A 12620-nucleotide genomic window follows, 5' to 3' on the forward strand; every position below is an offset into this window, starting at 1 on the left:
TAAATAGCCATATTGCAGCCCCGTGCTTAGCAGCCCGTTGAAGTTGGCATGATTTGGAGTTTCCGGGGTGTACGTGGTCGCTGTGGGGTCAATTGCCAGTTGATGTCTCGGAACGCCATCGGATGAGCTGTCCTTGCCTGGAGCGATCGCAGGCAGCTTCTCAGGGCGGCCCAGAGAAGCGTGCAGGTTCCCCAGAGTGCCAGAATGGCCCGGATTCCGCCTTGCAGACCTCTGGGTTTGCCGATGCCGAACGCCTTGAGCATCAGCAAACCCAGGTTCCTGGCTGCAGCCACGATCAGGTAACGCTTGTTGATCTTCTCAATTCCTCGCAGCCACGTTCGTCTCGCTCCGCCGGTTTCGCACACATGGGCGAAGCTGCGTTCGACCTTCTCGCTGCGTTGACGCTGCAGGTCCTTTCCCTTGGCTCGACTCATGCGCTGGCGGTTGTTGAGCACTGCCTGCTGCACTTCCTCCGGCTTGTCCGTCCACGTGCGATTGTGTTGTGAATTGGGCTCGGGAATGTACGTTCTGAGTCCCAGCTGCGTGGCCTGCGTGATCGTCTCGTTCTTGTGATACCCCTTGTCGGCAGCAACCTCTTCAATCTCTTCCGGACTGCCAGCGAGAATCACGTTCTGCTGGGCATTCACCACGCTTTCGATGAGCGTGCCGGCATCACTGTTCGTCCCATGACACACCGTGGCGGAGAGGATGAACTCATTCTCCAGGTCGATCACATGCTCAGCCTTATAGCCCAGATGAGTGCGGCCATCTTTCATCTTCACGATGCGGGAATCGGGGTCTGACGACGATTCCCAGTCGGCATTGGAGACCTTCTTCTTCCCCTGCTGATGACGGGTTTTATCGAACTTCCGCAGGTCATCGTCGCTGGGGGTCTCTCCCTCTTCGATCAGCCCTTCCTCCTGCATCAGGCGTTTGAGGAACTCCTTCCAGTCTTCTCCCGAGTCCTTTCTCACGATTGTTTTCATGGCGGCGTTGGCCTCCAGCAACGTGGAGTCGACACCGGTTGATTTCAGCTTGAGAAGTCCATGCTCATCGATGATGCTGAGCACCTGCTGGAACACCTGCTGGTGAATCTCCAGCGGGAGTCGATCACGAATGCGTGTCAGGCTGCTGTGGTCCGGGGTCTCTTTCCCCATCGGAATGCCCAGGAACCTTCGCAGCGAGAGAGAATCTTCGCAGCGCCAGGCGATGCCACGCTGGGAGTCGATCCCTTCAAAGTACCCGACCAGCAGCATGCGGAAATAGACGCCCGGAGGGATCGACATGCGACCTGTGCTGGCATAATACGGGGAGCAGAGGTCCTCGAGAACCTTGTCGAATCCCGCCTTGGCCAGCACCTGATTGAGCTTGTCATAAAAGACATGCCCCGGTCCTCTGGAGAGATTCGCTGTCGGAGTCCAGAACTCCTGCTGCTGCGACTGCTCCCGCTTCCCCAACGCCATGGACCACCCTCCCTGAATGCCTGAAAACTCAACCACCGGCAATCTACCAGACCTGTCAAGCGAAGGGACGATTTTCAACGGGCTGTTAGGCGGCGCGCCGACACAGGTTTGATGGTCCGGGAAATGATCCACGGACAAAGCAAACCTGATAAAGGCGTAAAATGAGAGAATCCCCATCCCCCCTGGCCTTGCGGCCCCGTGAGGCGGCCCGGATGCTCAGCATCTCTGAACGAACCCTATGGAGCTTGACGGCCCCGCGTGGTCCGATCCCCTGTGCCCGTCTGAATCGTGGCGTCCTGTACAGCGTAGATGATCTGCGTCAATGGCTGCGTGAGCAATCTTCCGTCACCGTTCAGAAAGGGGGTGACGCCCAATGATTGCGCACTCCCACATTGAAGACGTCCTGTCCCATCTGGAGGGAGTTCGTCAGTATGGCAAAGGCTGGCGAGCCTTGTGCCCGGCTCACGGTGATCGGAATCCGAGTCTCGATATCGATGTCGCCGAAGATGGACGGGTGTTGTTCTACTGCAGGTCTCACAAATGCAAAACCGAAGACATATGCCGTACTGCCGGAATTTCAATGTCTGGACTGTTCCCAGACTGCGACGGCCGCGGCGGAGTTCGGCCAACCGGCCCGAAGACGAAGAAGCCGTCCAAGACGTTCAAGACTGGCATGGCGGCAATCGCTGAGCTGGAGCGACGCAACGGCAAGCCGTCCAAGGTCTGGAGGTATTACAACACATTTGGCGATGTTGTCGGCGCGGTCGTGCGATGGAATCAGCCTGACGGAACAAAGGAGATCCGGCCCATTGCCAAGCGTCCTGACGGCGAATGGGTGATTGGAGCGATGGAATCCCCCCGTCCGCTGTATGAATTGCCGACGCTGTTTGACGCCAATCAGGTTTTCCTTTGCGAAGGTGAAAAAGCGGCAGACGCTGCTCGGTCACTGGGACTGATTGCGACCTGTTCAGCCGGTGGCTGCGGTGCTGCCATCAAAACCGACTGGTGTCCCCTGGCTGGGAAAGACGTTGTGATTCTCCCCGATAACGACGAGGCGGGAGAGCAGTACGCGGCTGACGTGGTGCGGCTGCTGTCGAGTCTGACCCCGGCCCCGACGGTCAAAGTAGTAAGACTCCCCAACCTGCCCCGGAAAGGCGACATGTATGATTGGGTAGCAGCTAGAGGAACCCGAGAGGAATTGGTTCGGCTAGTTAATGCTGCCGAACCGATCAAGCGGGAGCCGGCGGAAAAGGAAGGCCCGGACCCTTGGCCATTGTGGGAACCGTTTCCGACCGACTGCCTGCCGGAGCCAGTGTGTTCATTGGTGGTGGCCGGTGCCAATGCGATCGGCTGCGATGAGACCTACATCGCGCTGCCTGCCCTGGCAGTATGCGCGGCTGCGATCGGATCGACGCGACGGCTGAAGCTGCGGAAATCATGGCGAGCGCCATCAACCCTCTGGATGGCGGTGGTGGCGGATTCCGGATCGGGGAAAAGTCCGGCGTTCAAGCTGGCCACAAGCCCCGTCCGCGAGCGGCAACAGCGTCTGATTGATGATTCTGCTGGTAACAAACCCGAACGGATCATGACGAGCAACGTGACTGTTGAGGCCCTGTCTGTTCTTCTGAGAGACAATCCGCGTGGACTGTTGATGGCGGTTGACGAACTGGCCGGGTGGTTTTCCTCGTTCGGCCAGTACAACGGCAGGAGTATAGGCGACGTTGCGGCATGGCTGAGTTTGTTCGACGGAGACCCGTTTCTGGTCGATCGAAAGACCGGTGACGATAAGACGATAGCGGTCCCACGATCTGCGGTTTCCGTCTGCGGAACGATCCAGCCGGCAACACTGCGGAAGGCGCTGTCTGCTGATCATCGCGAAAGCGGTCTGGCGGCCCGATTGCTAATGGCCTGTCCGCCAAAGAAACAGAAACGCTGGAGAGAAGCAGACATCGATGAGGATCTGGAAGACCGTTATGCAAACATCATCGAGAGACTCTATGATTTGCAACCATTCATTCATCCAGAGACTAGCCGGCTACTGCCCGTCGATATCGAATTGAGCCAAGACGCCAAAGCGAGGTTCGTGGAGTTTTATAACTCCCACAACTTGGAGCAACTGGAACTGTCCGGGGATCTGGCGGCATCATGGAGCAAGCTGGAACAGATACCATTGCGGTTGGCGCTGGCCCTTCACTGCATCCGACAAGCGTCCGGCGAATCGGTCAACACACATCTGGTCGATGCAGAGACGATGCAGAATGCCATCAGGTTGACAAGTTGGTTCAAGAGTGAGGCCAAGCGAGTCTATGCGATGCTGAGCGAGACCGACGCGGAGCGGGACGAGCGGAAGTTGCTGGAGTGGATCGAACGCAAAGGAGGACGTGTGACGGCTCGGGAAGTTCAGCAAGGTTGCCGCTGGCTGCGGGAGAAAGGAGTCGCGGAATCCGCACTGGAAAAGCTGGTGAAATCCGGCCGAGGAAGGTGGAAAGACTCCCCAATGGATCAACGGGGGAAGCCGACTCGCTATTTCATTCTGTCAACGTGTCTACTGTCTACGATAATCGATAAATCCAACGTGTCAGCGAATATCGTAGACGTAGACAACGTAGACGCTGTAGACGATCCCGCATTTGAGGAGTTCGCATTATGACTCTGTCGATGTTGTTCGAGGCCTGTGGGCGGAGCGGAATCGAGTTGCGGCCCGATGGCGTCGGCGTCCGGGTGAAAGCCCCACAAGGGATTGTCACTCCCGACCTGCGGGAAGAACTCATTCGCCACAAGCCGACCATTTTGGCCCTGATCCCACCGGGGTGGCCGGTCGATGTTCCCCTGCCGTCATGGTGGGCGGAACTGGTGGAGGTGTTTCCCCCGGGATTCCTCAAGCAAGCGAAACGCCTGGAGTGTATTGATTCCTCCTGCCGGTTCCCCGTGGCGGTGGAGTGGTTCGACAGATGGGATCGGCGTTTTGTCTGGTCCTGCCCGGCCTGCGGTCTGGAAGCGGGCTGCCGGCCTGTTTCCCATTGAGAACGTTATTCCCTTGATGTACAATTAGCCGATATTGTCAACAAAAGAAAGGAACACATCATGCAACTTGGAATCGCCGAAATACGCAATAACATGGCTGATGCTCTGAACAGGGTGTTGTATCAGGGGGAGCGAATCATTCTGGAACGCCGGGGGAAAGGGGTGGCAGCGATTGTCTCCATCGAAGACCTGGAATTACTGGAGCAACTGGAAGACGAAATCGACCTGAAAGCGGTTCGTAAGGCCCGCAAGGAAAAGGGAAAGACGGTCTCGCTGGAATCAGTCAAAACGCGGTTGGGGATGAAGTAACGCATGGGGCGATACAGCATCGAATTGACCGCATCGGCAGACAAAGCCTTGCAGGCATTGCCGGTCACGATTCAGAAACGCATCGTTCGGGCAATCGAGCCTTTGTCAGATGATCCCCGTCCCCCCGGAGTCGTGAAGATTGCCGGCGATGACAATGCATGGCGGATTCGGGTTGGGGATTACCGCATCGTCTATGAGATTCACAATAGCCGACTCCTGGTGTTGGTGATCCGCATCGGACACCGGAGAGACATTTACCGAAAAGGGAAGTGATGGCTGGTCGAATCTATCAGATCGGTGAAGACTCCCAGTTCATTGCCTTGGAAGAATCTCCATATGACTCCGAGTTGTTCCTTCAGGCGTTGCTTGCAAAACACTGTGATCTTCTGGCCGGTGATCAGATCAACAATACACATCCCTGACGCTGGCTCTTGATTGCCCGGGAAGTCTCGATTAAGGGAGAGTTCATTGATTCCCCTAGATGGTCTCTGGATCACTTGTTCCTCGATCAGGACGCAATTCCGACATTAGTCGAAGTCAAGAAGGGAGCCAATACCGATATACGGCGCAAGGTTGTAGGCCAAATGCTTGACTATGCCGCCAATGCGATCACCTATTGGCAAGAAGACCAATTGCAAGCCCCATTTTTGACTCGGTGTGAGAGAGAGGGAATCAAGCCGTCTGACTTTCTGGACGATTTTCTGAATGAAGAGATGACTTCTGAGGAGTTCTGGCATCAGGCAAAAATCAATCTGCGTTCAGGACGAATTCGATTGATATTTATTTCAGATGTCATTCCGGCTGAATTGCGACGCATTGTTGAATTTCTCAATGCTCAGATGGACCCTGCGGAAGTGTTTGCCATTGAGGTTAAACAATTCGTGGGAGAAGGAACCCGAACCCTTGTCCCACAACTGATTGGCCAGACTGAGATTTTGAGAAGAGAAAAGTCCCTGCGGGGGGATTCTGTGAAGCAATGGGACGAGACCGGATTTCTTTCCGCCTTGGAATTCACTGCTGGCACAAAGGTTCGGGATTTTGCTGAACAATTCCTTCGGTGGATTGCACCACAAGTCACCTTGATCTGGTGGGGAACAGGCTCAAAAGAAGGGGGAGCGGTGCCAACCGTTCTGAAAGACGGAACGAAATATCATCTTTGCCGGCTATCGACACGAGGTTGGTTTGTCTTTCGATTCGACTGGCTATGTGGGAAACCCCCATTTGACAGCGACTCGGTTAGAAAACATCTCCTGCACCGCATCAATGCGATTCCGGGCGTGAATTTCAGTGACGAAATCATGACCAAGCATGCACGAATCCGAATTGATCAACTAACAGATGCTGAAGCATCGGAAAGGCTTCGAGCTGTCATTCTCGACTTGCTCACCCTCATTGAATCCGTTTCCTGACGCCAACTAAAGGGCCAAACATGCGACATTTCATTGCATATCACAACGTTGAAAAAATGGGGCGAACTTTGCTGGAGGGGCAACCACTTCAAATTCTTACGAATAAATCTGTCAATCATCTTCTGAACAATGTCATCTGGATCATTGTCGGAGAAGGGAGAGAGTCCAGAACGTATTCGCTGGGAAGCGTCTTCATTGTGACTGAGACCGGAAACGCCGATGACTCTGGATTCAAATATAGGGCAAGTGGCTCAGGATATGCTTTCGATCCGCCTGTCCCCATCGCAGATACAGACTGGTTCACTGACCTGTTCAATGCGACGGGACATTTTGGCTTGGGTGTCACTCCGATCAAGAACGCAGTGGTCATCCAAGGATTGATGCGCACTGCTTCATCGCATGGTTTTCAGGTGCCAATTCGGGAATACCCGGAGCCTAAGACTGTTGAGCTGGCTGACGACGTCAAGGAAAAGATTCGAGAACAGATCAAGCAAGGTCAGTGCAATATTTATCTCCTGGCGGAGCAATACGGATGTTCATCATCCCAGATTGCTGGAATCAAAGCGGCAATGAATCGGTAGCTTAAACTTCATAGAAACGCCTGATACCGGAAAGGGAAGTGATGGCATCGATTGCAAAAGAACCTAATGGCCATCGTCGAATTCTGTTTGTCGATGCTGACGGATCGAGGAAAACTATCCGTCTGGGGAAGATGTCCGAACGAAATGCGTTGGCGATCAAGTACCGTGTAGAAACGCTGTTGGCGTCCAACCTGTCTGGAACAGCGTTGGAGGCTGACACGGCAAAATGGACACGCGAGATTGATGACAGTCTGGCGGATAAGCTGGCCCGCGTGGGGCTGATCCCGAAACGGACATCATCAGGAACAATCACAACTGGCGACCTGACGAAACGGTTCATTGCCAGTAATGCCAGTACAAAGGAATCCACGAAAATCGTCTGGAGACGTTGCCAGCGTCTGCTGGTGGCCTACTTTGGTGAGGAACGATCCATCGACTCTATCACGGTCGGGGATGCCAGAGACTTCCGTGAGTGGATGCTGCGGGAAGGAAATCAGAAGCAACCTGGAACCGGACTGGAAGAGAACACCGTCCGGAAGATGTGTAGCGTGGCTGCCCAATTCTTCGGGAATGCGATCGACCGGGAATGGCTTCTCAAGAATCCATTTGCAGTGAAGGGAATTCCCCGAACCGTCCGTGAGAACCGAAGCCGGGAATTCATCGTCACTCCTGAAATGGCGGAAAAGGTGTTAGCAGCCTGTCCAGATGCGGAATGGCGTCTCATCTTCGCATTGAGCCGGTATGGTGGCCTGCGGTGCCCGTCCGAGCATATGGCGTTACGTTGGTCTGACGTGTTGTGGGACCGAGACCGAATCATCGTGACGGCCCCGAAAACAGAGCATCACGAAGGGAAGGGGACCCGCGTAATTCCCATTTTCCCCGAATTGCGGCCCCATCTGGAACAGGCGTTTGATGAAGCGGAACCGGGAACCGAATTCCTCATCAACCGCTACCGTTCATCTGAGTCAAACCTGCGGACTCAACTGAATCGGATTATCCGGCGTGCCGGTCTGACCCCGTGGGCAAAGCCTTTCCATACGCTGAGGGCAACCCGCGAAACAGAACTGGCCCATGAGCATCCGATTCATGTGGTCTGCGAGTGGATCGGGAACAGCATGACCGTGGCTGCCCGGCACTACCTTTCCGTGACCGAAACCGACTTCCGAAAAGCGGCGCAGAATCCGGCGCAGTACACTGCCGTGTACAGTAGTAAAGACTCGCAATTGTCGAAACCGGGAAATGAAGAAACCCCGGTTTTTCCGGGGTTTGCGACTCGCTGCAAGTTGTTGCCCCGTAAGGGGATGGACGTTACAGGACTCGAACCTGTGACCTCTTCCGTGTGAAGGAAGCGCGCTAGCCGGCTGCGCCAAACGTCCGGGATTTGCTTCGGTCCGCCTGCTGTTCCAGTGGACCAGCGGGTGGATTGGACAGACTACCGGGTCGATTTGGAATCGTCAACCGGCTGGCCATGAATGGCTGTCTCGCAGAGGGCAGCCATTCATGGCAGATTCGCGGAGCCTCCCCCGCTCAGGATGGGGGGTGGGGCAGTGTCGGGTCAGGCATTTCGGCAGGTTTGCTGTTGTTCTCCCAGCCCCTGGATGCCCAGTGCGACGACGTCGCCGGCTTTGAGGAATTGAGGCGGCTTCATGCCGAGTCCGACTCCCGGCGGGGTTCCTGTGGAAATGACGTCCCCGGCTTCCAGCGTCATGAACTGGGTCAGGTAGTGTACGACGAAGTAAGGGTCGAAGATCATGGTGCGGGTGTTGCCTGTCTGTCGGCGTTCACCGTTGACCGTCAGCCACATGTCGAGCGCGTTCACGTCAGCAACTTCATCAGCTGTCACGAGCGTCGGACCCAGCGGGTTAAACGTGTCGCAGCTTTTCCCTTTGGTCCACTGACCGCCTCGCTCGGTCTGGAAGTGTCGCTCGGACACATCGTGCGAAATGCAATATCCAGCGATGTAGTTCTTTGCGTCTTCGGGAGAGTCCAGGTAGCGGGCGTCTTTTCCGATGATGATGCCGAGTTCGACTTCCCAGTCAGTCTTTTCGCTTTTGCGGGGGATCAGAATGTCGTCATAGGGGCCGACAACGGTGTTTGCTGCCTTCATGAAAATGACAGGCTCTTTCGGAGGCTCCAGCCCCGATTCGCGGGCATGGTCTGCGTAGTTCAGGCCGATGCAGATCACTTTCCCGGGACGTGCGACAGGTGCACCCCAACGGGCATCTGCTGGAACGTCAGGAAGCTTTTCGACATCTTTGAGCAGCTCTGCCAGCTTCTGCAGTCCGTTCTGGTTGAAGAAGTCGCGGTCATAGGCAGGGATTGAGGCGCTGACATCTTTCCTGCGACCATCTTTCAGTAAGACTCCCGTCTGCTCGCGGCCGAAAGATCCGAAACGAATGAGCTGCATGTCTGCGTTTCCTGTCGTGAGTCTGAAACTGTTTGAGATGTGGTTGCTGAACTCTCTGATCCAGAATGTAAACTTCTGCTGAACACGATACCACTCTTGTCAGACAAATTCTAAGAATCGCTCTTTGCTGTGTTTGCAAGCGAGACAGAGAGTGCCGGGACTGCCAGCAGTGTGAGGTTGGTTGGAAGTGGCCCGTCGTATTCCGTATAGTTTTTTGTGGGTCGATCACTCGTTTCCTTCCACGATTTCCGCTCAAGCAAAAATCCTCTTTTGCAGAATCACTCCGCTGATGAAATCGTCCAGCCTCTGTTCCTTCGAGAAAGCTCACCGTATGACAGGTCTGAGTATCACGCACCGCTCCCACTGGTTTCTTGTCACAGTATTCCTGCTGTTCACGGGTGCTGTCCGTGCAGATGATCTTCCCAAGTGGGTCTGGGTGGGGCCTCAGGAGCAGGCGTCGACAATTCATGTTCGAAAATCGTTTTCTATTGAAGGGGAGATCAAGTCGGCCTATCTGGCTGGCACAGCCGACAACGAAATCACGATCTGGTTGAATGGCGAGCAGGTCTTGAAGGGGGATGACTGGGGGACTCTCCCAGCGGTTGATGTGACGAAGAACATCAAGTCCGGGCAGAACATGCTTGCGATTCAGGCTGTCAACGGTGGTGGTCCCGGAGGCTTTCTCGCTGGGCTGCGAATTCTCCGTACGGATGGTTCAGTCGTGACCGTGCTGACGGACGAGACCTGGAAGGGGTCGACCGAAGCAACAGAGAATTGGAAGAATGCGGACTTCGATGACTCAGGCTGGGGTGCCGTGGAGGTTCTGGGGGGCGTTGGAGATTCGAAACTCGCCTGGACCGTGATTACGAAAGAAATCGTTGAAACCGGTTTGAGAGGGAACCGGGAGGTCTTTTTTCTTCCTGTTGTTGCAGAGAACGTGACGCCGCGTGAAGGGTGGCTGGTCGAGAACGTCTTCAAAGTCCCGAAGGCTCTGGGGTCCTGGGTCTCTTTGGCCAAGGATGATCGAGGTCGGCTGATTGCATCAGCTCAAGAGAAGGAAGGGCTCTATCTGATCGAACCGGGCATTGACGGACAGCCGACCAAAGTTCAGAAGCTTCCCGTGGACCTGTCGGGGGCTCAAGGGCTCTGCTGGGCGTTCGATGCTCTGTATGCCGTGGTCGGTGGGGGGAAAGATCTGGGGCTCCATCGCCTGAAAGACACCGACGGCGATGGTTTGATTGATTCCGATGAATATCTGATGCCACTTCCCGGTGGCGGCGAGCACGGTCCGCATGCAGTGATTCTGTCTCCGGACAAGAAGTCGCTGTATGTCATCGCCGGGAACCATACCAAACTGCCCGAGGGCATTACCGGCAGTGCCATTCCGCAGAACTGGGGAGAGGACCTGCTGCTGCCGCGTCGCTGGGACGCCAATGGCCATGCCGCCGGCATTCTGGCTCCTGGTGGATGGATCCTCAAAATTGATCCCGAAGCAAAAGAGCGGGAGATTGTCAGCATCGGGTATCGCAATCAGTATGACATTGCATTCAATGCTGACGGCGAGTTGTTCACTTACGATGCGGACATGGAATGGGATTTCGGATCTCCCTGGTACCGCCCGACTCGCGTTTGTCACGCAACCAGTGGAAGCGAATTCGGCTGGCGCAGCGGGACCGGAAAATGGCCTGCGTATTACGAAGATTCATTGCCGGCTGTGGTCGACATCGGTCCCGGGTCGCCCGTGGGGATTCTGTTTGGTGAAGGGGCGAAGTTCCCGGAGAAGTATCAGCGGGCGCTCTTCCTGCTCGACTGGACTTACAGCACGATCTACGCCGTTCATCTCAATCCAGATGGCTCCAGCTACACTGGAGTGAAGGAAGAGTTTTTGAATGGCCAGCCCATGCAGGTGACCGATGGCGTTATCGGGGATGACGGAGCGCTGTATTTCACTGCCGGTGGGCGCGGGACAGCGTCCACGATGTACCGCGTTCGTTACATCGGGAATGAGTCGACTGCTCCTGTCGATCTGAAAAATCCGTTGAACGCGGACAAGCGGGAGCTGCGGCATCGTCTGGAAGCTTTTCATGGTAAGCCCGGCGGCGACCTGGATTTGATTTTCGCGCATCTGGGGGATGAAGATCGGTTCATTCGCTATGCAGCCCGAATCGCTCTGGAATCTCAACCTGTCGAGAGTTGGCGCGAGCGTGTCGTGAAACGTGAAAAGTTGAATGACCTCGCTGCGATCCTCGGCGTCATTGCACTGGCGAGACAGGGCAAACCGGAAGATCTACCTGCGATCCTCGAGGTTCTGACGGGAATCGATTATTCGAAGTTGGATGAACAGGCTCAGCTTGCCTATCTGCGGGCATACGAGCTGGCCTTTACCCGACTGGGAGCACCTGATGAAGCGGGGCGGCAGAAAGCAATTTCAAAACTGGACCCGCTCTATCCAGCCAAAGACTATCCGCAGAATGCCGAACTGGTCCAGCTGCTGGTGTTCCTGAATGCTCCTCACGTCGTCTCAAAAACGCTGGCGCTGATGGACAACCTGGGGCCGGAACCGGTTCCCGACTGGGGATATCTGACTCAGCGGGGTGGCGGATATGGCGGGACCGTCGGGAAGATGCTGGCGAACATGCCCCCCAGCCGAGCCATTCATTTTGCGTTCGTCCTGAGAAATCAGAAAGAAGGCTGGACGATCCCGGAACGGCAGAAGTATTTCCAGTTCCTCGTCGACGCGTCGAAGTTTCCCGGCGGCAACAGCTTTACCAAGTTTATTTCCCAGTTCCGTGAAGACGCTCTGGCAAATTGTTCCCCCAGCGAAAAGGTCGCTGTTGGACCGATCGCCAGCCAGTCGCTGGTGGCTGAGCCTCCCAAAGTCGATCCCCCTGTCGGGCCCGGAAGAAAATGGACCCATGATGAAGCATTGGCGAATCTCGAAGGCGAACTTCACGGAAGAAATTTCGAGAAGGGACGAAGCCTGTTCTTCGCGACAGCCTGTGGGAAATGCCATCGTCTGAACGGCGAAGGAGGAGCGGTCGGGCCGGATCTTTCAACCGCCGGGAAGAAATTCCCGCTGGGCGATTTGATTGATACGATTCTGGAACCGAGTAAAGTGATCTCGGATCAGTATGCTTCGCATCAGGTGGCCACGGTCGAGGGAGAAACGCTCCTGGGACGGGCCGTGGAGGTGGGTGATGAACTGTACATCTTCACTCCGGATGCGGACGCTCCGCCCCGGATTCTGAAAAAGACCGATGTGGAGGAAATTCGGCCTTCTCCGATCTCGCAGATGCCGGTCGGTCTGGTCGACACTCTGAATCCGGAAGAACTCAAAGACCTGATCGCATATCTCGTTTCGGGGGCTGATCCGAAATCGGCGGTGTATCAGAAGAAGTAAACGTCAGGGATGATCGTTGTCGTCGGG

Annotated in this window: 12 protein-coding genes and 1 tRNA gene; 10 read left to right on the forward strand and 3 right to left on the reverse strand. The window is 55.5% G+C overall.

All coding sequences use genetic code 11. The features are described from left to right. Nucleotides 1-26 precede the first annotated feature (26 nt). Nucleotides 27-1463 carry a transposase gene (locus tag SH661x_RS03315; RefSeq protein ID WP_437224651.1) on the reverse strand — a complete coding sequence of 479 codons (1437 nt, stop codon included), beginning with the start codon at nucleotides 1461-1463 and terminating at the stop codon, nucleotides 27-29. A 161-nt stretch (nucleotides 1464-1624) separates the two neighbouring features. Here SH661x_RS03315 and SH661x_RS03320 point away from each other — a divergent pair, with 161 nt between their 5' ends. The 9 genes from SH661x_RS03320 (at nucleotide 1625) to SH661x_RS03360 (ending at nucleotide 8129) form a co-directional block, all read left to right on the forward strand. Continuing rightward, nucleotides 1625-1840, forward strand: coding sequence for a helix-turn-helix domain-containing protein (locus SH661x_RS03320; RefSeq protein WP_437227999.1), 216 nt, complete (start codon nucleotides 1625-1627; stop codon nucleotides 1838-1840). 203 nt (nucleotides 1841-2043) lie between these two features. Further along, the gene (locus SH661x_RS03325) at nucleotides 2044-4113 is read left to right on the forward strand and encodes a DUF3987 domain-containing protein (protein ID WP_437228001.1); all 2070 of its coding nucleotides are present in this window, start codon (nucleotides 2044-2046) and stop codon (nucleotides 4111-4113) included. Further along, complete coding sequence (locus tag SH661x_RS03330) at nucleotides 4110-4487, forward strand: hypothetical protein (protein WP_437228003.1); 378 nt, start codon at nucleotides 4110-4112, stop codon at nucleotides 4485-4487. The genes SH661x_RS03325 and SH661x_RS03330 overlap by 4 nt, the downstream gene beginning before the upstream one ends. A 60-nt stretch (nucleotides 4488-4547) precedes the next feature. Next, nucleotides 4548-4796, forward strand: a complete 249-nt coding sequence (locus SH661x_RS03335; RefSeq protein ID WP_437228005.1) for a type II toxin-antitoxin system prevent-host-death family antitoxin — start codon at nucleotides 4548-4550, stop codon at nucleotides 4794-4796. Between the two features lie 3 nt (nucleotides 4797-4799). Next, on the forward strand, nucleotides 4800-5069 hold the full coding sequence (locus tag SH661x_RS03340; protein WP_437228007.1) for a type II toxin-antitoxin system RelE family toxin: 270 nt from the start codon (nucleotides 4800-4802) through the stop codon (nucleotides 5067-5069). Beyond that, a complete protein-coding gene (locus SH661x_RS03345) occupies nucleotides 5069-5218 on the forward strand; it encodes a hypothetical protein (protein WP_437228009.1) in 150 nt (49 codons plus the stop codon). Before SH661x_RS03340 ends, SH661x_RS03345 begins: the two co-directional genes overlap by 1 nt. A 75-nt stretch (nucleotides 5219-5293) precedes the next feature. Then, nucleotides 5294-6205, forward strand: coding sequence for a hypothetical protein (locus SH661x_RS03350; RefSeq protein ID WP_437228011.1), 912 nt, complete (start codon nucleotides 5294-5296; stop codon nucleotides 6203-6205). Nucleotides 6206-6225: 20 nt separating this feature from the next. Beyond that, entirely contained in the window at nucleotides 6226-6786 is a 561-nt protein-coding gene (locus tag SH661x_RS03355; RefSeq protein ID WP_437228012.1) for a hypothetical protein, read from the forward strand. A gap of 131 nt (nucleotides 6787-6917) precedes the next feature. Beyond that, nucleotides 6918-8129 carry a tyrosine-type recombinase/integrase gene (locus SH661x_RS03360; RefSeq protein ID WP_437231163.1) on the forward strand — a complete coding sequence of 404 codons (1212 nt, stop codon included), beginning with the start codon at nucleotides 6918-6920 and terminating at the stop codon, nucleotides 8127-8129. On the opposite strand, the gene SH661x_RS03365 is transcribed toward SH661x_RS03360, so the two are convergent. Continuing rightward, nucleotides 8089-8162: transfer RNA gene (locus SH661x_RS03365), tRNA-Val, on the reverse strand. The two genes, SH661x_RS03360 and SH661x_RS03365, sit on opposite strands and share 41 nt — an antisense overlap. A 179-nt stretch (nucleotides 8163-8341) precedes the next feature. Further along, nucleotides 8342-9193, reverse strand: coding sequence for a fumarylacetoacetate hydrolase family protein (locus SH661x_RS03370; RefSeq protein ID WP_437228014.1), 852 nt, complete (start codon nucleotides 9191-9193; stop codon nucleotides 8342-8344). Nucleotides 9194-9524: 331 nt separating this feature from the next. Here SH661x_RS03370 and SH661x_RS03375 point away from each other — a divergent pair, with 331 nt between their 5' ends. Next, complete coding sequence (locus tag SH661x_RS03375) at nucleotides 9525-12593, forward strand: c-type cytochrome (protein ID WP_437228016.1); 3069 nt, start codon at nucleotides 9525-9527, stop codon at nucleotides 12591-12593. Nucleotides 12594-12620: the final 27 nt, after the last annotated feature.

The sequence above is a fragment of the Planctomicrobium stercoris genome, assembly GCF_051465655.1.
Lineage (GTDB): Bacteria > Planctomycetota > Planctomycetia > Planctomycetales > Planctomycetaceae > Planctomicrobium.